Raw genomic sequence first — 20,754 nt, forward strand, 5'->3', positions numbered from 1 at the left:
TAACTAATGTCTAACTCGAAATCCGATAACGTTTGGAATCACAAACCCCGTTGGTGTCAACCTTGGTCCATTCTGTTGACAGGAATTACCCTAATTGCTGGGTGTTGGTTTTTAACTCAGCGTCTCTGGTTAACCCTACTCCTATCTATTCCTATACTCCTCTGGTGGTTTGTCTTCCTAATTCTTTATCCGAGGACGCTGCAGCAACAGTTAAACACAGAAAGAATCGGGGAAAGCATTGATTAAAACAGGAAAGACAGGACAGGGATTTTTATCCTGTAATTGACTACTTTCATCTCCGCGAAAAGTGTTCCAACGGAAGGGAGCTTTTTTTTCACTCGACATCCATAAAAGTCTTTTTGCTCGCGTCATCGCTACATACAAAAGTCGGTATTCTTCAGCTTTTTTAAGTTGTCCAGCTTCTAACCAAGCGCTTAAAGGTGGGGGAATAATTGGTATGCTGTCGGGGTTTAAATAGCGTTGATGAACCGCTGCTCGAATTTGCGCTCGTGCCACTTCTGCGAGGGTAAAATCTCCCAAAAATTTTGCCCCATTGGGTACCCAAGGTTTGCCTGGGATAATATCTTCGTGAAGAAAGGGAATAAAAACATAATCCCAGTCTAAACCCTTGGCTTTGTGCATAGTAATAATCGTCAGTTGTCCAGGACGAGTATAACAATCGTCGTTATCTTCTTCCACTCCTTCAAAGCGCTCAGAGGCGATAATTTCATTAAGAGTATTAATTGTATTTTTGAGAGAACTATTACCAGCAGTTTCCTGATAAATACGGGCGGTTAATTTTTGCAAAGTGGCTAATTCTGACCCCGAATATTGGAGAGTCATAGCGAAAAAAGACAGGAGTTGATAATGGGGTAATTCTAATCTAGCTTTTAGTAAACTGCAGCAATAACGACGGGCGATTTTTTCGTTAGATTTCAGTTCAGGATCGAGGGGAGTGGGATAAAGAAATTGTTCGGGATAGGTAACTAAAGGATTTAAGTCTTGGGCAGTAATTAAACCCCTCAATTGTAGCACTTCTAAGGCCGCTTTGAGATAATCGGGAGAGTGGGGACGTTCGACAAAAGCCAATAGTTTCAGCATTTCGGCGGGAATTTGGGAAAAGCGATCGATCTCGTTAGCTTCAAAAATTCTGATTTGATAACTTTTATAAAAATGGGCGAATTTTTGAGCAAAAAAGTGTCCTTGTCGATTTTCTCTAACGAGGATAGCGGCATTATGTTGAGGGTTTTCTTGGAGTAATTTAACTAGACGTTTTTCGATTAATTCTACTGTTTGATAAATGTCATCGGGTTGATAAATTTCTAATCCTTTTCCCTCCTTGACTGGATTAGGTTGAGGATCTTCAGCACCGACGGGAAGAATCGCTTGAACCCGAAAAGGAGCCTCGGTAACTTTATGATTATCTTTTCCCTGTTTCCAATCTCGATCGACCCATTGTAAAACTAAATTAGCAGCTTCAATAATTTTAGTATTGCTGCGACCTGCTTGGTTCATAGTCGATAAATTGCCTTCGCTTTGACAACTTTCACAAAACCAATTAAAGTAAACAGGATCGGCGGGGGTAAAGGTAGAATTAATGGCTTGATTGGGATCGCCGACGCGAATTAAATTAGGTATTTCCCCGTCATTATTTTTTGCTAAAATAGTAATTAGTTTTTCTTGGAGAGGACTAGAATCCTGTGCCTCATCTTCAAAAACTCCAAAGACAGATTTTTGCTCTTGTCGGCGAATTTTTTCTTCCTCTAATACCCGCAAGGCTCCTAAAATCATGTCATCATAATCTATATAGTTTTTCTGACGCATCAGAATTTCATACTGTTGGTACAAACCACTAGCCATAGCGAGAATTTGATAATTATCGTCGCTATAGTGGCTTAATTCCCAGACTTGCTGCGGTGATAATCCCGAACTTTTTAGCTCATGAATGGCCGCATAAGCAAGACTAGGTAAAATTTCGGTTCTCAGCACCGATTGACGGCGTAATCTTTCGGTTTCCTCCCCATCAAATTCTACTCCTTCTAATAACTTTTGATAACGAATTGGGTCGGCAATTAGCCATTTTTCCACCGAGTTTCTAATAATTCTGTGGCTAGGAGTCGGAATAACTAAGGTAGAAGATTCGAGGTCTAATCCCGATAATTCCGGGTAACGACGGGCCAATTGTAGGGCCAGTCCGTGCAGAGTTTGGACGCTGAAACCTTGAGCAGAAAGCTGTAAATCTTGCAAGCGTTGTTTAATTTTAGCTTTAATACTAGCGGCAGCCGAGCGCGTGTAGGTGACAATAATTAACTGTTTTTTAGCATGAAGTTGCTCACGAGCAATAACCATGGCGGCAGCTACGGCCAAACTGTGGGATTTTCCCGCCCCCGGCACCGCAGAAATGGCCATTTTTCCCCCTTGCCAATCGGCTAATTCCTGTTGTCCGGCGCGTAGTTGTTGCCGGAGATTTACCAGTAAATTTTCTCGATTAATTACTTTAGTTTCGCTCATTATGCCCCGCCAATTTTATTTTTAGTTTAATTGTATTACTATTAACACGGTCCACTTAAAACTGTAATGGCTCTCTTAGGTTTGGTGGGTAAAATGTATTCTAAGATACAGTCCTGCTGGCGCGGGAGTGGAAGGAACCACTCCAGACACAGAGGACACAAAGATTGATCGCTTATATAGTAAGTTAAACTGATCACACAAAGAATAAGAGAACCCTGTAATCTGATCACTGATAACTGATAACTGATAACTGATCACTGATAACTGATATGTAGCCAATTTTGTTGTACTTCTACCCGAATTTTGCCGGTTAAGGAGGAAGTGGCATCGCGATTAACACCAGTAATAAGATTAACCACTGACTCAACTTCGGCAAAATTAGGGGATGAGGGTAAATATTGAGCCAAAAATAAACGAATCACTCGTCTTTGTATCGCTAGAGGTAGAATTTGTAAAGGCGAGCGATCGAGTCTTTGTTGATCTAGATCGATAACCTGACGAAAAATATCCCGGGCAATACTATCTAAATAATCGCTTTCTGCTTCCAAAATTTCGGCAGTTTGGGCGAGATGTTTTTCAATTTGGGGGTTTAAATTAGTTTGCAGGTAGGGTAATAATTCCAGACGGATACGATTGCGAGCATAGCGTAAATTTTCATTAGCTCGATCGTACCAGATCGGTAATTCTCGACTTTGACAAAAAGCGAAAGTTTCCCCGCGAGTAACATTTAAGAGGGGACGGACTAAAAAAATATCTGGGGTTAAACTTGTCAACCAAGTTAAGGCAGAAAGTCCATCACTACCCGCCCCGCGCATGAGATTATAAAGGAAAGTTTCCGCTCGATCGCTCCTCGTGTGTGCCGTGAGAAGATAATTAAAACCCTGTTCTTGGGCGATTGTTTGTAAAGCTTGATAACGCCATTGTCGGGCCTTGGCTTCCGTTTCCGCCATGGGGGGTGCGGTGGTAATATAAACAGGTAATTGCCAAATTTCGGCGATTTCCCGCACATGAGTGACTAATCCTCGGTCGGAGGACCAACGGTGATCACAATGAGCGATCGCTAGTTGCCAACCCCAACGAGGGCGCAAATCCAGCAATAATTGACCTAAACAGAGGGAATCCTGACCCGCCGACAATGCCACTAATAGAGACGCATTTTTAGGTAGTAATTGTCCCTTTTTGACTGTGGTTTCCAGACGAGTATGGAGAGGTGTCCAAAAATTAGCCAAAATTTTTAGATTTATTTACTTGACAAATGACAGATAACCAGAAAAAGAGAAGGGAGAGGGAATTATGAATTATGAATTATGAATTGGGAAGTATTTTCAGTGAACGGTAAACTGATAACTGATAACTGATAACTGATAACTGATAACTGATAACTGATAACTGATAACTGATAACTGATAACTGATAACTGATAACTGATAACTGATAACTGATAACTGATAACTGATAACTGATAACTGATAACTGATAACTGATAACTGATAACTGATTTAACCTTGCCAATTAACCCAATCTTGTGGTTTTAGGAAGACATCATAGAGTTTTGCTTCTGGGGTATTGGGTGCAGGTTGATAACAGTATTCCCAACGGACTAAAGGAGGTAAAGACATCAAAATTGATTCGGTACGACCGTTAGTTTGCAACCCAAAAATTGTGCCACGATCATAAACTAAATTAAATTCTACATAACGACCGCGACGATAGAGTTGAAACTGACGTTCTCTGTCACCGTATTCCGTCGAGTGCCGTTTCTGGACAATGGGAACGTAAGCGGGTAGAAAAGCTCGGCCACAGTCATTAATGAAACTAAAAATTTCTTCCCAGTTGCGCGGTTGTTGGGGAGATAATTTTTCTGAATAGATAGCGGCATCACTTTCGGCAAAAGGACCGCGATAGAGAGGGTCTAAACCGTCTTGGTAATCAAAGAAAATCCCACCGATGCCTCTGGCTTCCTGACGATGATTGAGATAAAAATATTCATCACACCAGCGTTTAAAAACGGGATAATATTCGGGATGATGTTGGTCGCAAACCTGTTTAAAAGTGCGGTGAAAATGACTAGCATCTTCTTCAAAGCCATAGTAGGGAGTTAAATCGGCACCACCGCCAAACCACCAAACTGGACCGGCTTCAAAATAGCGATAATTGAGGTGAACCGTAGGAATATAAGGATTGCGAGGATGCAAAACCATCGAGGTTCCCGTGGCGTAAAATTGATGACCGGCAGCCTCGGGCCGTTGTTTGGCAATGCTAGGAGGTAATTCTTTCCCCCAAACTTCCGAAAAATTCACCCCTGCTTGTTCAAAAATTGCCCCTTCCCGCAAAACTCGCGAACGTCCGCCGCCACCTTCAGGCCGTTGCCAACTATCTTCGATAAATTTTGCTTGTCCATCCACTTCTTCTAATCCCTGACAAATTTCATCCTGTAGGGATTTCATAAATTCACTGACACGGCTACGGCTGTCACTGGCGGGCAAATTAGCAAGGGTGGGGGTTGTGGTGAATGCAGTCATACTTAAGGATCAAAGTTGATAACTCAGTGATTATATTACTACTGGGTGATGAAACGGACGCTCTTCGATACTTAACTTAACATTTAGAGGGATTGGCGGTGGGGAAGTGGGGAGCGCCGGAGCGCATATTAGAGTTAGTCCCGCTCCGGGGACAATAACACAGATACCCAACTTCTACCACCATGTCCTCCCGTCGAATCATCATCGGTGACGTTCACGGTCAATACGATGCTCTTTTGCAGCTAATGGAAGCAATCGCGCCTCAAGAAAAGGAAACGGTTTATTTCTTGGGCGATTTAATTGATCGTGGTCTTAATAGCGCCGAAGTAGTCGAATTTGTTTGTCAACACCGCTATGGTTGTCTATTGGACAATCATGAACAGATGCTGCTAGAAGTGTTGGGCAGCCAAGGAATGATGGGGGAAATGTTGCCAGGTTGGCTTTATAATGGCGGTAATAATACTCTTTTTAGCTATAACCACAAAATACCGCAAGATCACATTGATTGGCTGAAAACCTTGCCTCTTTACCTCGATTTAGGCGATATTTGGCTGGTTCATGCCGGTGTTTATCCCCATTTACCCCTAGAAGAACAAGATGCTACTCATTTTTGTTGGATCCGCGATGAATTCCACAGTATGCCGGAACCTTTTTTTAGTGATAAATTAATTATCACTGGCCACACGATTACCTTTACTTTTCCGGAGGTAAGTCCGGGGCAATTAGTCGCCGGTGCCGGTTGGTTAGATATCGACACGGGAGCCTATCATCCCCACAGTAATTGGTTAACCGGATTAGATATCACTAATCGTTTGGTTTATCAGGTCAATACCAAAGATAAAACCCTGCGAAAATTCGATTTAGAAGATATAACCACCTCAATTAATCCCGCCGAAGTCTATACTAAAAGAGTGCAGCCCACCCCTTAAAAATAACTGTTATTAACAAAAATATAATTCTCGGACGGGGAATAATGTCAAATCCCCCCAGATAGCTCAGATATTAATCCCTGGATTGAATAACGCGAACCAGCAGCTTAGGCTATTGGGATTCTTTGATCGTAGGTTCTCAAGAGCGGTAAATTGAATAAAGAATTGTCCAGCTTTCCTTCACCCATGACTCTCCCCTCGGATTTTCCCCTAGAACCACCGGCTACCAATAAAGATCCCCATCGTGATTATCGCGGACTCGATCGCGATAAACTCACCCCCATGTACCAGCATTATGTGGAGGTAAAAGAAACCTATCCCAATGCCCTTTTACTGTATCGTGTGGGCGATTTTTTCGAGTGTTTCTTTCAGGACGCGGTGATTATCTCCAGAGAATTAGAATTAGTTCTCACCAGCAAGGAAGGGGGTAAAGGGATTGGGAGAGTCGCCATGACCGGGGTTCCCCACCACGCCCTAGAGCGCTATAGTCGTTTATTGGTGGAAAAAGGCTATGCAGTGGCGATTTGTGACCAAGTAGAGGATTCAACGGAAGCAGCCGCCGAAAAACGACTCGTAGAACGCGCTATCACCAAACTGCTCACCCCCGGAACCCTCACCGATGAGGGAATGTTAAACGCAAAAAAGAATAATTTTCTAGCTGCTGTGGTTATAACCGGAGAAAATTGGGGATTAGCCTATGCAGACATCTCCACCGGAGAATTCTACACCACCCAAGCCAGCGATTTAACGGCTTTAAGCCTAGAATTAACCCGTTTACAGCCCTCAGAAATCCTTTTTCCCATCAATGCCCCCGATTTAAACCGTATTTTGCGCCCCGGGGAAAAATCCGACCATCTCCCCCCCTGTTTACCCGATAGTTTTTGTTATTCTCTCCGTCCCCAAAATATCTTTACTCTCACAGAGGCGAAAAATCGTCTCCTAATCACCTATAAAATGCGTTCCCTAGAGGGGATGGGCTGCGAACATTTACCCCTCGCCATTCGCGCAGCCGGAGGCCTATTAGAATACATTGAAGATACCCAAAAAGCCAATCAAGTCCCCCTACAACCTTTAAAAACCTACTCTATCTCGGAATTTTTGATTTTAGATGGGCAAACCCGTCGTAACCTTGAAATTACCCAAACGGTGCGCGATGGTAGCTTCTATGGTTCTCTATTATGGGCGATTGATCGCACTTGCACGGCCATGGGTAGTCGCGCTTTACGTCGTTGGTTACTGCAACCCCTCTTAGATTCTCGCGGTATTCGCGCCCGTCAAGATACTATCCAAGAGTTAAAGGATAATCCCTCCCTGCGCCAAGATATTCGGCAAAAATTAGGGGAAATCTACGATATAGAACGTTTAAGCGGTCGTGTAGGTGCAGGAACCGCTAATGCCCGCGATTTACTTTCCCTAGCGGCATCTTTAGTCAAATTAGCCGATTTAGCGGCTTTGGTTGCTTCGGGAAATTCGCCCTATTTGAAAGCTTTACAGCAAATTCCCGCCGATTTAGAAAAATTAGGCCAGCAGGTGATAGCGCATCTGGTGGAATCTCCCCCGCTGCATCTGAAGGAAGGGGGGGTGATTCGCCAGGGAATTGATGCCCAATTGGATGCCCTGCGGCGCGACTATCAGGAAGTAATCGATTGGTTTAAGAATCTGGAGACGACAGAAAAAGAAAGAACGGGTATCAGTAACCTTAAGGTTAATTATAACAAAACTTTCGGTTATTATATCAGTTTACCCCGCAGTAAAGCCGATTTCGCCCCAAAAGAGTATGTGCGTAAGCAAACTTTAGTCAATGAGGAACGTTATATCACCACCGAGTTAAAGGAGAAAGAAAATATAATTCTGACGGCAGTAGATGAATTAAATAACCTAGAATACGAGATTTTTAGCGATTTACGCCGTCAAGTGGCCGAATTTTCCCCAGAAATCCGGGAAGTGGCCACAAAAGTCGCCGCTTTAGATGTGTTGGCAGCATTGGCAGAAATCGCCGTTTATCAGGGATATTGTCGCCCAGAAATCGCCGATGGTCGTCTTATCGATATTAAAGATGGTCGTCATCCCGTGGTGGAACAATCCCTTGGGGCCGGCTTTTTTGTGCCGAATTCGATTAATTTGGGCAATCAGGAGGGTTTAGAATACCCCGACTTGATTATTCTCACCGGTCCCAATGCTAGTGGCAAAAGTTGTTATCTGCGACAGGTGGGATTAATTCAATTGTTGGCCCAAACCGGCAGTTTTGTCCCGGCAAAGTCGGCCAAAATCTCCATCTGCGATCGCATTTTCACCCGGGTGGGGGCTGTGGATGACCTCGCTACTGGCCAATCCACCTTTATGGTGGAAATGAACGAAACCGCCAATATTCTCAATCACGCCACAGACAGATCATTAGTATTATTAGACGAAATTGGCCGGGGGACAGCCACTTTTGACGGTTTATCCATAGCTTGGTCTGTGGCCGAGTATTTAGCCACGGTACTGCAATCGCGGACGATTTTCGCCACTCACTACCACGAACTGAACGAATTAGCCTCAATTTTAGAGAATGTGGCCAATTATCAGGTAACAGTCAAAGAATTACCCCATGAGATAGTATTTTTGCACCAAGTACGACCGGGAGGTGCGGATAAATCCTATGGTATCGAAGCGGGGAGATTAGCCGGTTTACCAACTTCTGTGATCGATCGTGCCATGCAGGTGATGGGTCAAATCGAAAAACATAGTAAAATTGCGATCGGTTTGCGTCAAGGAATTAAGAAAATTAAACCGGTTAAGTCGGATAATTCCCCCTCTCTGCAGCAGTTAGATATTTTTGATGACAGTAAGTAGGGTTTGCTGAATAAATGTGAAATGTAGGCAAAGTAAGGGTTTTGGAGCTTTTCTCCCGAAACAGGTGCAAGATTTTGAGAGAATCGTCGTTCAAAACCTTGCGTCTTTATCGGCCCGCGTCCTGTAGGGGCGAAGCATTCGGGCAATAACCTATCGGTGAAACCGTAGATTTTCTATCCGAATGCTTCGCCCGTACTTTTTCAGCAGACCCTAAGTAGTTGTGAAAAGCCCAACTTTGTGTCCTTTGTGTCTCTGTGGTTCACAAAAACAAAAAAGGCTTAATTTGGCAACACTATTAAAACTGTAAAAACTTTTTAACTTGTGTCCAAAGATTGGTAAAAGACTCTTTCATTTCCTCCTTAATTTTCCAGCGTTTAAATGCCTCTTCGTAGGCAATTCCTTGATTTTGAAAAGTTTTCCAAGCAGAAAGGGAAAGAGGTAAACCCATCAGCAAAAAGATATAAATTGCCCAAGAAATTGTTCCCGAACTAATTAAATTAATGATAATAAAAAAACTATTAATAATCAGATAGCGAACGGTTTTATTTTTTAGCTCCTCGCGACGAAAGCGATCGAATTCTTGCCGTTTATAACTGAGCATTTTTGACTCTTGCCAGTCCTTTTCCGCCGCTTCTAAGTCTTTAACTTCAATAGCTAAATCGTCGGCAATTTCTAACAACTGTTGACGGGTAATTTCTCCCTTATCCCCTTGACGGGAGATAGCCAAATAGAGAATTTCCTGCACATCCTCTTGACTGTAGGATTGGGGAGGGAAAAAATCGGGGTTTGGCATAGCGATAGAGAAAGAAATAGGTTCCTTCTCTATTATGGGCGATCGATTTAGGGATTGACAGTTAGACGAGACAGGGAGTTTTTAACTGATTTATCCATGCTTCTAAATCCTGCAAAGAGCGATCGGCATATTGACCGTAACGTTCCCGTTTATTGCGGATTTTTCTGGTAAAATTCGGCAAAATGCCAAAATTTGGCGGCATCGGTTGAAAATGTTTCGGTTCGGCACTGCTGATAAACTCAAATAATGACCCCATCATCGTTGTGGTTGGCAATGTCACCGTTTCTAATCCTAAAGCTAAACGAGCGGCATTAGTTCCCGCTAACCATCCCCCAGCAGCCGCAGCCGTATAGCCTTCCGTGCCGATTAACTGTCCTGCCGCTAATAGCGTCGGTCGCGATTTAAACTGGAGACTGGAGGATAATAACTGGGGAGAATTAATAAAGGTGTTTTTGTGCATCACCCCCATACGGACAAATTCGGCCTTTTCTAACCCCGGAATCAGACGGAAAACTCGTGTTTGTTCACCCCATTTTAAATTAGTTTGAAATCCCACCATATTCCACAATTGCCCCGCTTTATCTTCCATTCGCAACTGTATAACTGCGTAGGGACGTTGATCCGGATATCTGGGATCCGCTAATCCCACCGGTTTCAGGGGACCAAAACGCATGGTATCCTCTCCCCGACAGGCTAATTCTTCGATTGGCAGACAAGCCTCGAAAAATTTGGCATTTTCTCGCTCAAAATCCTTTAATTCCGCTTGTTCTGCTTGTTTTAACTCTTGCCAGAAATGCAGGTATTGTTCCCGATCCATGGGACAATTGAGATAGGCGGCCTCACCTTTATCGTAACGGGAGGCCAGAAAAGCGATCGATCGATCGATCGATTCCCCTAGAATAATCGGACTAGCGGCATCAAAAAAACTCAGATAGTCCAGACCGGCAAAATTTTGCAGATCTGCGGCTAAAGCAGCACTGGTTAACGGTCCAGTGGTTAAAACGACGATACCATCCCGGGGAATTTCCGTGATCTCCTGACGTTTTAAGGTGACTAGAGGGTGGTTAGCCAAGATTTCCGTCAAATTTCGACTAAAGACCCCTCGATCGACCGCTAAAGCCCCTCCTGCTGGGACACTATGCTGATCGGCCTGGGCAATAACTAGAGAATTTAAGCGTCGTAATTCTTCATGGAGTAACCCGGTGGCGCGATCCACCGCCATGGCACCAAAGGAGTTACTACAGACTAATTCGGCTAAAAATTGGCTATGGTGGGCGGGACTAGAGCGAATTGGGCGCATTTCGTACAGGATCACGGGAATACCTGCTTGGGCTATCTGCCACGCCGCCTCAGTCCCCGCTAATCCTCCACCAATTACATGAATAGGGCGATCGATCATAGTTGGGAGAAAATGGCTAGAGTAGGATTATTTTAGCGTTAGTTCCGAGTCACCAAAAAATAGAGCCAGCCTAGTGCGATCGCATGAAAATTTTGGCTGATCGCAAACTCAGGTTATAATTAAAGAAGGGATAGAATATTATATTTTATCTCGGCACCGGTTTTGCTTTCGAGAAGGTGGCAACACCGCCCCACTTTCTCACCATCTCCTTCCAGATGGGCTAGTTAGCGGTTTGACTTCTATGAACACCAATTATCTTGAGGAATACCAAAAATACCTAGCCGAATGGCAGAAAATGCTTCTGTCCGCTTGGGGTAATGGTCTTCCCACGACTACACCAGTGTTTGAGTTTCCAGAAACTTTGGTTAAATCCCTCGAATATCAACAAGAATGGGTTAAATCCTACCTAACCGCCCAAGAAACCGCCACCAAAGTTGCCCTCGATAGTCAGAAACAATTCTGGGATAGTTATTTCGGTTTTGCTCGTCAGTCCATGGCTGTAATCAATAAACCAGCTTAATTAGGTATCAATTGACTAGATAGTTCGATTGGTGACTTAACTTCCCTTAGAAAATGAAATTCCTCAAATACAATCCCCTCTGGCTCTGTATTTGAGGCTTTTTTGGGTTTTATTACCTTTAGGCAATCAGGGAATTTTGGGGTTTAGCAAAAATCATCCGTCCGGCAGAGGTTTGCAGTGCAGATGTCACCACTACCCGCAATTCTCCCCCTAGATAATCTTTTCCTTCTTCTACCACCACCATCGTGCCATCTTCCAGATAACCGATGCCTTGGGTGGGTTCTTTTCCTGCTTTGAGAATTTTCAGATCCAAAGTATCCCCAGGCAGGTAGATCGGACGTACTGCTTGGGCGAGATCATTGACATTCAAGATGGTGACTTTTTGTAGATTGGCCACTTTGCTGAGATTATAATCGTTAGTGAGCAAGGTGGCGTTAATTTCTTGGGCAAGATGGACTAATTTAGCATCTACGGTGCTAATATCCTCATAATCGGCGGGATGAATGATAATACGCTCGGGGAATTCTTGCTGCATCCGGTTTAGGATATCTAATCCGCGTCTTCCTCTAACTCGTTTTTGGTCGTTACTGCCATCCGCTAACTGTTGCAATTCCTGAAGGATAAATTGGGGGATGAGTATCTGTCCCTCGATAAATCCCGTGTCTAACAATTGTTCGATACGACCATCGATAATACAACTGGTGTCCACAACTTTGGTGGCGGCCGCTTGTAGGGTCCCTTCTGCCACTAAAATTGATTCCATACTATTGGGGTTAATCAGACGCAAAAAAGTGCGACCGTGGGTATCTGCTAAACTAACCCCCAGATAGGAAAACATAACACTGCCTAAAATGGCGATTATCGGCTTAATAAACGAGAATTCTCTGGGAATCGGTAGGAAGAAAATCGGAGCTAGGATCAGATTAGCAATCAACAAACCGATAACTAGACCGACGGAACGGGTTAAAATAACTTCGATCGGAGTTTGCCGTACTTGGGTTTCTAGACGACGATAGGTAGTTTGGGCAACTAAACCAATAGCTAAACCAATAATTGAGGCAAAACCCGCCGATAACCAGCGTAAAGCTTCAATATTGCTGATTTGAGACTGGACAGTAACCGGCAGCAAGTCAACACCACTATAACCAATACTGGCAACAGCGAAGACGAATAGTAAAATTATGACGGCATCAAGCATGGGGATAATACCAGAGGGGATAGAGGGGAATGACGGTAGAAAATAATGAGTATGGATACTTTTACATTATATCCGTGGGCCTCTCCTAATTTGTGTCGGGAAAGTTGCTTTCATTCTAGGAGATGTTCTCCCCAGCCATAATACATCTTAACGAAGATAAACGAAATTATAGCCGTCAGCCTTGAATCAGTTATCACTTATCAGATACGAGTTACAGCGTTTCTCAGATAGATGAGGTTCGTTCTTGCATCTAAAATACTTGATTAGCAAGGCTTAGTTTGTACCTCACCTTGACGAGAAAGGCTGTATGAGTTCACTGATTACTGATTACTGATTACTGTTCACTGATAACTGCTGTAATGTCCTATTTTGACCCCGTAACCTCGGTTTATATTCATATTCCCTTTTGTCGTCGGCGCTGTTTTTACTGCGATTTCCCGATTTTTGTCCTTGGTAATCGCACCAATCCGGCGACTTTTCCCCCTGTGGTGGAGTATGTGGAAATATTACAAGAAGAAATTAGCCTTAGTCAGGGGACGGGGAAACCCCTAGAAACAATTTTTTTTGGGGGGGGGACTCCTTCCCTATTACCGGTGGAATTATTAGGATCGATTCTGGATACTTTAGCTAAAAAGTTTGATTTTGCGGCCGATATAGAAATTTCTATGGAGATTGATCCGGCTACCTTTAGTTTAGAACAATTACAGGGTTATGTTAGCGCGGGAGTCAATCGGGTTAGTTTAGGAGTACAGGCTTTTCAAGAACCATTATTACAGGTTTCTGGTCGATCGCATACCGTTAAGGATATCTATCAGGCAGTGGAATTAATTCAGGGATTGGGAATAGTTAACTATAGTTTGGATTTGATTTCGGGATTGCCACAACAAACCCTGACAGATTGGGAAAATTCCCTAGAAAAAGCGATCGAACTGCAACCGGCCCATCTTTCCTGTTACGATTTGGTCTTAGAAGCGGTTACTCCTTTCGGTAAACAGTATCAACCGGGGAAAAAACCCTTACCCGATGATGAAACCACGGCAAAAATGTATGTTTTAGCCGGTGAAAAACTAGCTTTAGCTGGTTATCAACATTACGAGATTTCTAACTATGCTAAACCGGGTTATCAATGCCGACATAATCGAGTTTACTGGGAAAATCGTCCCTATTATGGCTTTGGTATGGGGGCTGCTAGTTATCTTCATCAACAACGTTTTACCCGTCCGCGCAAAAGTCGCGACTATTTCGCTTGGGTAAAAGAAGGCTGCCCAATTGACGTGGAGAAAAATAGTTTTATCGATGATCTTCTCGAAACCTTAATGCTAGGGTTAAGGTTAGGGTCAGGGGTGAGTTTACCCGCGATTGAAGCTAATTTTGGTCCAGAAATCAAAAAAGCAATTTTAGAGGTCTTAGAGCCGCATAAACAGCGTAATCTAGTAATAATTGAGGGGGATACCAGGGTAAGATTAAGCGACCCCGAAGGTTTTTTGTTTTCTAATATCGTTTTAACCGATTTATTCGATCGCTGGCAATAGTCAGGAACTATATTTTACTAGCGATAATAGATAGCTAACCAAATACAAGGGGGATTATTGCTAGTAAATTCGACGCGATGTTTTTGGTGAGGAGGAATCAGGAGATAATCCCCCGCTTGCAGATTAACTTTGTTGCCATCTTCATAACTAATCTCAGCGTATCCCTGTAATAAAATCACCCATTCAAACTCAGATTGATCGTACCATTGACCCCGGGGAGTGGTTTGACCGGTGGAAATAATTCTTTCTAGACGAATAGCCTGACTTTGAGCTAAAATTTCCAGAATTTCTCGGTCGGGAATTAGTTCAGGTAAATCAAAAATTGAAGCTGCTATCATTAGTTATGATCCCTTTCTGGATGAAAATCTTTAATCACCGTCGGTATTGCTGTTAAAATTTTCTCAACGATATCAGTAGGTGTATCTAGGTCAGAAACAACAATCCTAATATCTGCTTCTGCATAAAGTCCTCGTCTTTGTTCTAATAATAATTCCAGTTTACTTTCTAAATCAGTGGACTGAAGCAAGGGACGAGAGGTATCTTGTTTTAAACGTTTAACCAAGACTTCGAGGGGAACATCTAACCAAATCATTAAACCGTGACGAAGATAACTCCAATTCATCGGTTTTAAAACCATCCCTCCCCCGGTGGCAATCACAGTTTTAGTCAGAGAGGATAATTCGGCTAAAACTTGGGTTTCTAACTCCCGAAAAGTCGCTTCTCCCTCGTCGGCAAAAATTTCCCTGATTTTCTTTCCCGCGACCCTTTCTATTAATATATCTGTATCAAAAAAACGATATTGTAACCGTCGGGAAAGCAACTCTCCCAGGGTGGATTTGCCAGATCCCATCATTCCTAGCAAAAAAACACTTAATCCCCGTAAGGAGTTAAAATCCGTTGAATTGTCCATAGTTAAAATTTAGCTGAATGTAGTCCTCGCTACTCAGGGATGATTTTTTGATAAGCATTTGGGAGTGAAAACCGCCAGATGGAATCAGAAAATCTTCTCAGAACCCCCATTGACACGGACATCGTGTCAGAATCTGGATAACCATGATACCATCTTGGTAATTCATCGACAAAATCAGCTTGATTAATTTAATCAAGTGGTGTGGGGAGTGTGAACACAGGAGTCTAAAATTCATGTCCAATCAACCAGCAAACTTTCCGGGTAATAGAAATCAACTCAAACCGATTAAAGTCGGGGTTATCGGGGTCGGTAACATGGGACAACACCATAGTCGCATCCTGAGTTTATTAAAAGACGTGGAATTCGTCGGGGTGGCCGATGTCAACGTCGAAAAGGGTCTGGAAACTGCCAGTAAATACCGAGTCCGTTTTTTTGAAAATTATTTAGATCTCTTACCTAGGGTAGATGCGGTTTGTCTCGCTGTCCCCACGCGGTTACACCATCGAGTCGGGATGGACTGTCTGCAAGCGGGAGTACATACCTTGATCGAGAAACCGATCGCCGCTAGTATTAGTGAAGCGGAATCTTTAGTCAACGCGGCAGCAGATCATGATTGTATTCTGCAAGTGGGTCATATCGAGCGTTTTAATCCCGCTTTCCAAGAGTTATCGAAGGTCTTGAAAACCGAGGAGATTTTAGCGATTGAATCCCATCGCATGAGTCCCTATTCCCAGCGCGCTAATGATGTGTCGGTGGTGTTAGATTTAATGATCCACGATATAGATTTAATTTTAGAATTAGTCGCCGCTCCTGTGGTGAAATTAACCGCTAGTGGTAGTCGCGCTGCCACTGATTCCGGTTATCTCGATTATGTCACTGCAACCCTTGGTTTTAGTAATGGAGTAGTGGCTAATTTAACCGCTAGTAAGGTGACTCATCGCAAGATTCGTCGTTTAGCAGCCCACTGTAAAAATTCTCTCACGGAAGCGGATTTTCTCAATAATGAAATCCTCATTCATCGGCAAACTACCGCTAACTATAGCACCGATTACGGTCAAGTTCTCTACCGTCAAGATGGTTTAATTGAAAAAGTTTATACTAGCAATATTGAACCTCTACACGCGGAATTAGAACATTTTGTTCATTGTGTGCGCGGTGGGGACCAACCTTCTGTCGGTGGGGAACAAGCTTTAAAAGCTTTACGATTAGCTAGTTTAATCGAACAAATTGCCCTTGATGGTCGCGTTTGGCAACAATCGGACTGGAATTATCAATATCTTAATTCTCCCGTGATTACTGCTTCTTGATTGTTTTCACCCCGATTCTTTAAGTGAGAGAATTGGGGTGAGGAAACAAAATTAGTTATCTGGAGAACTTTCCCAACATTTTTCTGAGGATTTTTTTCCACACCATTGACTTTCACAGGGAACTCCATCACCGTCTCCATCCATTTTGACATTGGGGCAATTTCTCAAGAAAAAAGTCGCTTCTGCACAGGAGGTCATCTGGGAACAGTGAGTTCTACCATCGCACCGAAACTGTGGAGAAGGAATAGGTTTTTTCTGGGGAGTGGGACGATTATTGTTGTTAGCTACGGCTAAATTATTGAGGGTTTGATTACCAGAAATTGGTGATTTTATTGATATTTGTTCGCTCAGAAAACCCAGAATTAAAATAACAACTACTTTTTTCATAAAATGCTTGCCTGATTCTCTGCTCTTATCATAGTAACAGATAGGAGACAGGATAATAAATCAGAGTTATTCCCCGTTTCCTATTCCCCCTATTTAGAGTAAAAATTCCCTGTGTTGAATTGCTAATTTATGGGCGGGAAAACCTTCGTACTCGGCTAAAGTTTTCGTGGTTTCTTTTAACTTTTCAAAGCCTTCGGAGGTGACATAAGCCAAAGTGGAGCGCTTGAGAAAATCATAAACCGAAACCGCCGAATAGGAACGGGCAAAACTTCCCGTCGGCAGCACAGCATTGACTCCGATGGCGTAGGTAGCCATAGAGGAAGGAGTATGATTTCCTAGGAGAATTTCGCCAGCATTTTTAATCTTGCCCAGAATGGCAAAAGGATTACTAACTAAAAGCTCTAGATGTTCCGGGGCGTACTCATTGACAAAATCGAGGGATTGCTGCAAACTATCGGTTAAAATTATGCCCCCATAGGCGGCTAAACCCGCCTCACAAAATTCCCGTCGCCAATCTGGGAGTTTTTGCAGGTATTCCTGAGCGTATTCACTAGCAGCGATCGCAACCTGTTCACAATGAGTGACTAATAAAGCCGCCGAATCCGCCCCATGTTCCGCTTCAATTAATAAATCCAAGGCCGCTAAACGGGCATCGGTGGACTCATCGGCCAAAACTATCGACTCACTTGGACCTGCCGGCAAACCCACATCCACAGTACCGAACAGTAACCGCTTGGCCGCCGCCCCATAGACGCTGCACGGACCTGTAATTTTGTCAACCCTTTTGATATTTTTTGTTCCTAAAGCTAAAGCAGCGATCGCTTGTACGCCCCCTAACTTATAAATTTCTCTGACTCCAGCCATGCGTGCCGCCACCAGAGACACTGGCTCCACGTTGCCCTGTTTATCGGGGGGAGTGCAAACGACAACTCTTTCCACTCCTGCCACCATTGCTGGTATAGCTAACATTAACATCATCGAGGGAAAAGCACCACGGCCCCGGGGAACGTATAAACCCACATTGGGGATAGGAGAGATTTTTTCGCCAGCAAAGACACCAGCTTCAATTTCTGCCAGTTGTATTTCTTCCGGCATTTGGCGACGATGTACCTCTTGAATATTCCGAAAAGCCTGTTCAATGGCGGTTTTTACTTCTGGTTCAATTAACTGAAAAGCCCGCTCAAATTCTGCCTCGTTGACTTTGATATTTTCTACCGTCGCACCTTCGTAGTCAAAACGCCGCACATAGTCCACAACGCCGGCATCCCCCCGTTCGCGGATGGTTTCTATCACCGTTTGAGCGACTTTTAGGGCGTTATCAATATCTAACTCGGCTCTTTTCTGAAGTTTTGCCCGTTCCGCATCACTTAATTGCGAAAGTTTTAATATTCTGACCACTATTGCTGCTCCTACTGCCCCCGTCCTCTCAAGAATAGCGGGGAATCTGAATCTTTTTTGATTATAATGCAGATCATGTTTAAGCTCTCTTGCTGTTCTGTAAATGCGATCGCTCTTAGTTTATTATGGGGGGCGAGTGGTGCTGTGTGGGCAGAAACGGATTTAGACTTAGATCCGAAAATTCGGCAAGAAAGCCCGGTTTTAGAGCGTTGGTTAGAAAAAATACCCGATATCGCCGAAGATATTCGCCGCGATCCCAGTTTTCGCACTCGTATCCGCTTGGGATATGCAGAGTTTCCTTCTAGCGATAATTCCAGTGGCCTGATTTTGGGGGTAGAAGATGTGTTTTTTGGTCAAACCAGTTTAACCCTAAGCGGCGATTATCAGACGGCTTTTAACGGCAAAAGGACGGCAATAGGAGGAAATTTACAATACTATCTCCTCCCTTTGGGTGATTATGTCAATCTGGCTCCCATGGTGGGCTATCGTTACATTCAGACAGGAAATTACAGCACCGATGGGCTTAACTTAGGATTAAAGCTCAAATTAGCCCTTTCTCGCACGGGGGCAGCAGATATCACCGTCAGTCAGAGTTTTATCTCCCCCGGTGGTGATAACGAGGTGGGATTGACTACTCTTTCGGTTGGTTATGCGATTACCCCTAATTTACGTTTAGCTGCCGATATTCAAGCCCAAAATTCCCGCGCTCGCAAAGATAGCTCCGTGGGAATTTTACTGGAATGGCTGCCCTAATTAGGTTCGTGGGGGCAGCGTGTGGGGTGTAGGGTGTAGGGTTTTACCGATTTTTGGGACGTTTGGCAAAGCTCAGTAAAAAAAAGGAATTGGGAGAAAAAATTTTAATTCTGCGTCAAGGATGTTGCAAGGTGACTGGGCAACATTTGGGAATTCTGCTCAAATGCCCCTATCATGAGGTTGACTTTACTACCGATCGAGTTTAAAACTTATATAATCGTGGGTTTGAGGAGTGAAAAAAGTGAAAAAAGTTAATTTTAACGGCCAACCTTTCCATTTTATCGGTATTGGCGGCATTGGGATGTCAGCCCTCGCTTATATCTTAGCCAAACGCAATTTACCCGTGTCTGGCTCCGATTTACGTCCTACTCATATCACCCAACGGCTACAGGGAGCGGGAGCGCAGATTTTCCACCGTCAAGAGGCAAATAATTTAGCTTTATTTCATTCTCCTGGCCTTCAAAACAGTAGCCAAACAGTTCCGCAAGTAATCTGCTCCACGGCGATTAATGACCATAACAAGGAATATCAAGCGGCCAGAGACTTAAGATACCCAATTTTTCACCGTAGCGATGTTTTAGCGGCTTTAATCGCTGATTACGACAGTATCGCCGTCGCTGGAACCCACGGAAAAACCACCACTAGCAGCTTAATCGGTTACGTTTTGTTAGAAGCGGGATTAGACCCCACGATCATTGTCGGTGGTGAGGTGGACGCGTGGGAAGGTAACGCTCGTCTTGGTCAAGGTCGTTTTTTAGTGGCAGAGGCCGATGAGTCCGATGGTTCCCTAACCAAGCACGCCCCAAAAATCGGCGTAATCACTAATATTGAGCTAGATCACCCCGATCATTACCAGAATTTAAGCGAAGTTATCGATACTTTCCGTGAATTTGCCGATCAGTGCCAGATTTTAGTCGCTTGTTTAGATTGTGACACGATCGCCGAGCATTTCCGTCCGACAATTAGTTATAGTCTCGATCCCGAAAAAGGTGCGGATTACACCGTCAGCGAGATTATCTATGAACAGGGAATGATGAAAGCTTCCGTCTGGGAAAAAGGCAGTTATCTGGGACAAATGGAGGTGAAAATCCCGGGGCAACATAATATTAGTAATGCTTTGGCAGTGGTTGCCATCGGACGTTATCTCGGTTTAGAATTTGCTGTTATTGCCGATGCGATCGCTACTTTTGCCGGGGCAAAACGCCGTTTTGAACACAAGGGAGAGGCAAACGGCATCACCTTTATCGATGATTATGCCCATCATCCTAGCGAATTGTTGGCCACGTTAGCGGCTGCAAAATTGAAGGTAGAAGGCAAACAGTACCAACGTTCGATCGCCATTTTCCAACCCCATCGCTACAGTCGCACCACTGCCTTTTTGGAGGAATTCGGCTCCGCTTTCAGTTCCGCCGATGTGGTAGTCTTAACGGATATTTATAGTGCCGGGGAAGTGAATATCGATCACGTCACCGGGCAGCAAGTGGTCGAACAGGTGAGAAAACACCATAAAAACGCCTACTATCACCCTGAATTGAGTTCTTTAGGTCAATTCCTGTTAGAAATTCTCCAACCAGGGGATCTGGCTCTGTTCCTCGGCGCCGGCAATCTCAATCAAGTTATCCCCGAAATGCTCTCTCTTTACCGCGAACAATTAGCAGTTAGAGTATAGGATTCAGTTATCAGTTATCAGTTATCAGTTATCAGTTATTATGTTTACTGATTACTGATTACTGTTCACTGAAAATGCTCCCCAACCCCCT

The 20,754-nt window shown here is 43.8% G+C and carries 18 protein-coding genes; 8 read left to right on the forward strand and 10 right to left on the reverse strand.

Going from position 1 to position 20,754, the window contains the following annotated elements; genetic code table 11:
* The first annotated feature begins 6 nt into the window (after positions 1 to 6).
* Entirely contained in the window at positions 7 to 246 is a 240-nt protein-coding gene (locus ACQY1Y_RS20835) for a DUF6737 family protein (protein ID WP_002736158.1), read from the forward strand.
* Here the strand turns inward: ACQY1Y_RS20835 and ACQY1Y_RS20840 are convergent.
* From ACQY1Y_RS20840 to hemF, 3 genes are all read right to left on the reverse strand, one after another.
* Positions 211 to 2,511, reverse strand: a complete 2,301-nt coding sequence (locus ACQY1Y_RS20840; RefSeq protein ID WP_430013491.1) for an ATP-dependent helicase — start codon at positions 2,509 to 2,511, stop codon at positions 211 to 213. The two genes, ACQY1Y_RS20835 and ACQY1Y_RS20840, sit on opposite strands and share 36 nt — an antisense overlap.
* A 254-nt stretch (positions 2,512 to 2,765) precedes the next feature.
* The gene (gene tilS / locus ACQY1Y_RS20845; RefSeq protein WP_430013492.1) at positions 2,766 to 3,740 is read right to left on the reverse strand and encodes a tRNA lysidine(34) synthetase TilS; all 975 of its coding nucleotides are present in this window, start codon (positions 3,738 to 3,740) and stop codon (positions 2,766 to 2,768) included.
* Positions 3,741 to 4,010: 270 nt separating this feature from the next.
* A complete protein-coding gene (gene hemF / locus ACQY1Y_RS20850; protein WP_002738246.1) occupies positions 4,011 to 5,033 on the reverse strand; it encodes an oxygen-dependent coproporphyrinogen oxidase in 1,023 nt (340 codons plus the stop codon).
* 182 nt (positions 5,034 to 5,215) lie between these two features.
* On the opposite strand from hemF, the gene ACQY1Y_RS20855 reads away from it, so the two are divergent.
* Both ACQY1Y_RS20855 and mutS read left to right on the forward strand, forming a co-directional pair.
* On the forward strand, positions 5,216 to 5,962 hold the full coding sequence (locus ACQY1Y_RS20855) for a metallophosphoesterase family protein (RefSeq protein ID WP_430013493.1): 747 nt from the start codon (positions 5,216 to 5,218) through the stop codon (positions 5,960 to 5,962).
* A gap of 186 nt (positions 5,963 to 6,148) precedes the next feature.
* A complete protein-coding gene (gene mutS, locus ACQY1Y_RS20860) occupies positions 6,149 to 8,797 on the forward strand; it encodes a DNA mismatch repair protein MutS (protein ID WP_430014704.1) in 2,649 nt (882 codons plus the stop codon).
* A 295-nt stretch (positions 8,798 to 9,092) separates the two neighbouring features.
* Here mutS and ACQY1Y_RS20865 read toward each other — a convergent pair whose 3' ends face one another.
* Together ACQY1Y_RS20865 and trmFO are read right to left on the reverse strand one after the other, a co-directional pair.
* Positions 9,093 to 9,590: a 2TM domain-containing protein gene (locus tag ACQY1Y_RS20865; protein ID WP_016514515.1), complete on the reverse strand. Its 498-nt coding sequence runs from the start codon at positions 9,588 to 9,590 to the stop codon at positions 9,093 to 9,095.
* A gap of 61 nt (positions 9,591 to 9,651) precedes the next feature.
* Entirely contained in the window at positions 9,652 to 10,989 is a 1,338-nt protein-coding gene (trmFO, locus tag ACQY1Y_RS20870) for an FADH(2)-oxidizing methylenetetrahydrofolate--tRNA-(uracil(54)-C(5))-methyltransferase TrmFO (protein WP_287233145.1), read from the reverse strand.
* A 241-nt stretch (positions 10,990 to 11,230) separates the two neighbouring features.
* Here trmFO and ACQY1Y_RS20875 point away from each other — a divergent pair, with 241 nt between their 5' ends.
* Entirely contained in the window at positions 11,231 to 11,509 is a 279-nt protein-coding gene (locus tag ACQY1Y_RS20875) for a hypothetical protein (RefSeq protein WP_002736942.1), read from the forward strand.
* 118 nt (positions 11,510 to 11,627) lie between these two features.
* Here ACQY1Y_RS20875 and ACQY1Y_RS20880 read toward each other — a convergent pair whose 3' ends face one another.
* Positions 11,628 to 12,707: a PIN/TRAM domain-containing protein gene (locus ACQY1Y_RS20880; protein ID WP_430013494.1), complete on the reverse strand. Its 1,080-nt coding sequence runs from the start codon at positions 12,705 to 12,707 to the stop codon at positions 11,628 to 11,630.
* Positions 12,708 to 13,066: 359 nt separating this feature from the next.
* On the opposite strand from ACQY1Y_RS20880, the gene hemW reads away from it, so the two are divergent.
* Positions 13,067 to 14,239, forward strand: a complete 1,173-nt coding sequence (hemW, locus tag ACQY1Y_RS20885; RefSeq protein ID WP_430013495.1) for a radical SAM family heme chaperone HemW — start codon at positions 13,067 to 13,069, stop codon at positions 14,237 to 14,239.
* 17 nt (positions 14,240 to 14,256) lie between these two features.
* Here hemW and ACQY1Y_RS20890 read toward each other — a convergent pair whose 3' ends face one another.
* Positions 14,257 to 14,577, reverse strand: a complete 321-nt coding sequence (locus ACQY1Y_RS20890) for a cupin domain-containing protein (RefSeq protein WP_002778598.1) — start codon at positions 14,575 to 14,577, stop codon at positions 14,257 to 14,259.
* Positions 14,577 to 15,149 (reverse strand): shikimate kinase, encoded by a 573-nt coding sequence (locus tag ACQY1Y_RS20895; RefSeq protein ID WP_016514518.1) that lies wholly within the window; start codon positions 15,147 to 15,149, stop codon positions 14,577 to 14,579. Before ACQY1Y_RS20895 ends, ACQY1Y_RS20890 begins: the two co-directional genes overlap by 1 nt.
* Before the next feature lie 233 nt (positions 15,150 to 15,382).
* Here ACQY1Y_RS20895 and ACQY1Y_RS20900 point away from each other — a divergent pair, with 233 nt between their 5' ends.
* On the forward strand, positions 15,383 to 16,456 hold the full coding sequence (locus ACQY1Y_RS20900) for a Gfo/Idh/MocA family protein (RefSeq protein WP_002737757.1): 1,074 nt from the start codon (positions 15,383 to 15,385) through the stop codon (positions 16,454 to 16,456).
* 51 nt (positions 16,457 to 16,507) lie between these two features.
* On the opposite strand, the gene ACQY1Y_RS20905 is transcribed toward ACQY1Y_RS20900, so the two are convergent.
* Positions 16,508 to 16,843: an excalibur calcium-binding domain-containing protein gene (locus ACQY1Y_RS20905; RefSeq protein WP_149107812.1), complete on the reverse strand. Its 336-nt coding sequence runs from the start codon at positions 16,841 to 16,843 to the stop codon at positions 16,508 to 16,510.
* Between the two features lie 93 nt (positions 16,844 to 16,936).
* Positions 16,937 to 18,241 carry a histidinol dehydrogenase gene (gene hisD / locus ACQY1Y_RS20910; RefSeq protein ID WP_149107813.1) on the reverse strand — a complete coding sequence of 435 codons (1,305 nt, stop codon included), beginning with the start codon at positions 18,239 to 18,241 and terminating at the stop codon, positions 16,937 to 16,939.
* A gap of 66 nt (positions 18,242 to 18,307) precedes the next feature.
* Between hisD and ACQY1Y_RS20915 the strand changes: the two genes are divergently transcribed.
* A complete protein-coding gene (locus tag ACQY1Y_RS20915) occupies positions 18,308 to 18,994 on the forward strand; it encodes a hypothetical protein (RefSeq protein WP_430013496.1) in 687 nt (228 codons plus the stop codon).
* Positions 18,995 to 19,235: 241 nt separating this feature from the next.
* Positions 19,236 to 20,663, forward strand: coding sequence for a UDP-N-acetylmuramate--L-alanine ligase (gene murC / locus ACQY1Y_RS20920; protein WP_430013497.1), 1,428 nt, complete (start codon positions 19,236 to 19,238; stop codon positions 20,661 to 20,663).
* Positions 20,664 to 20,754 lie beyond the last annotated feature (91 nt).

Source organism: Microcystis ichthyoblabe FBCC-A1114 (assembly GCF_050500245.1).
Taxonomy (GTDB): domain Bacteria; phylum Cyanobacteriota; class Cyanobacteriia; order Cyanobacteriales; family Microcystaceae; genus Microcystis; species Microcystis ichthyoblabe_A.

Coding starts and splice junctions, on each gene's coding strand:
- ACQY1Y_RS20835 (WP_002736158.1), top strand. CDS start 7: ATGTCTAACTCGAAATCCGATAACGTTTGGAATCACAAACCCCGTTGG.
- ACQY1Y_RS20840 (WP_430013491.1), bottom strand. CDS start 2,511: ATGAGCGAAACTAAAGTAATTAATCGAGAAAATTTACTGGTAAATCTC.
- hemF (WP_002738246.1), bottom strand. CDS start 5,033: ATGACTGCATTCACCACAACCCCCACCCTTGCTAATTTGCCCGCCAGT.
- ACQY1Y_RS20855 (WP_430013493.1), top strand. CDS start 5,216: ATGTCCTCCCGTCGAATCATCATCGGTGACGTTCACGGTCAATACGAT.
- mutS (WP_430014704.1), top strand. CDS start 6,149: ATGACTCTCCCCTCGGATTTTCCCCTAGAACCACCGGCTACCAATAAA.
- ACQY1Y_RS20865 (WP_016514515.1), bottom strand. CDS start 9,590: ATGCCAAACCCCGATTTTTTCCCTCCCCAATCCTACAGTCAAGAGGAT.
- trmFO (WP_287233145.1), bottom strand. CDS start 10,989: ATGATCGATCGCCCTATTCATGTAATTGGTGGAGGATTAGCGGGGACT.
- ACQY1Y_RS20875 (WP_002736942.1), top strand. CDS start 11,231: ATGAACACCAATTATCTTGAGGAATACCAAAAATACCTAGCCGAATGG.
- ACQY1Y_RS20880 (WP_430013494.1), bottom strand. CDS start 12,707: ATGCTTGATGCCGTCATAATTTTACTATTCGTCTTCGCTGTTGCCAGT.
- hemW (WP_430013495.1), top strand. CDS start 13,067: ATGTCCTATTTTGACCCCGTAACCTCGGTTTATATTCATATTCCCTTT.
- ACQY1Y_RS20890 (WP_002778598.1), bottom strand. CDS start 14,577: ATGATAGCAGCTTCAATTTTTGATTTACCTGAACTAATTCCCGACCGA.
- ACQY1Y_RS20895 (WP_016514518.1), bottom strand. CDS start 15,149: ATGGACAATTCAACGGATTTTAACTCCTTACGGGGATTAAGTGTTTTT.
- ACQY1Y_RS20900 (WP_002737757.1), top strand. CDS start 15,383: ATGTCCAATCAACCAGCAAACTTTCCGGGTAATAGAAATCAACTCAAA.
- ACQY1Y_RS20905 (WP_149107812.1), bottom strand. CDS start 16,843: ATGAAAAAAGTAGTTGTTATTTTAATTCTGGGTTTTCTGAGCGAACAA.
- ACQY1Y_RS20915 (WP_430013496.1), top strand. CDS start 18,308: ATGCAGATCATGTTTAAGCTCTCTTGCTGTTCTGTAAATGCGATCGCT.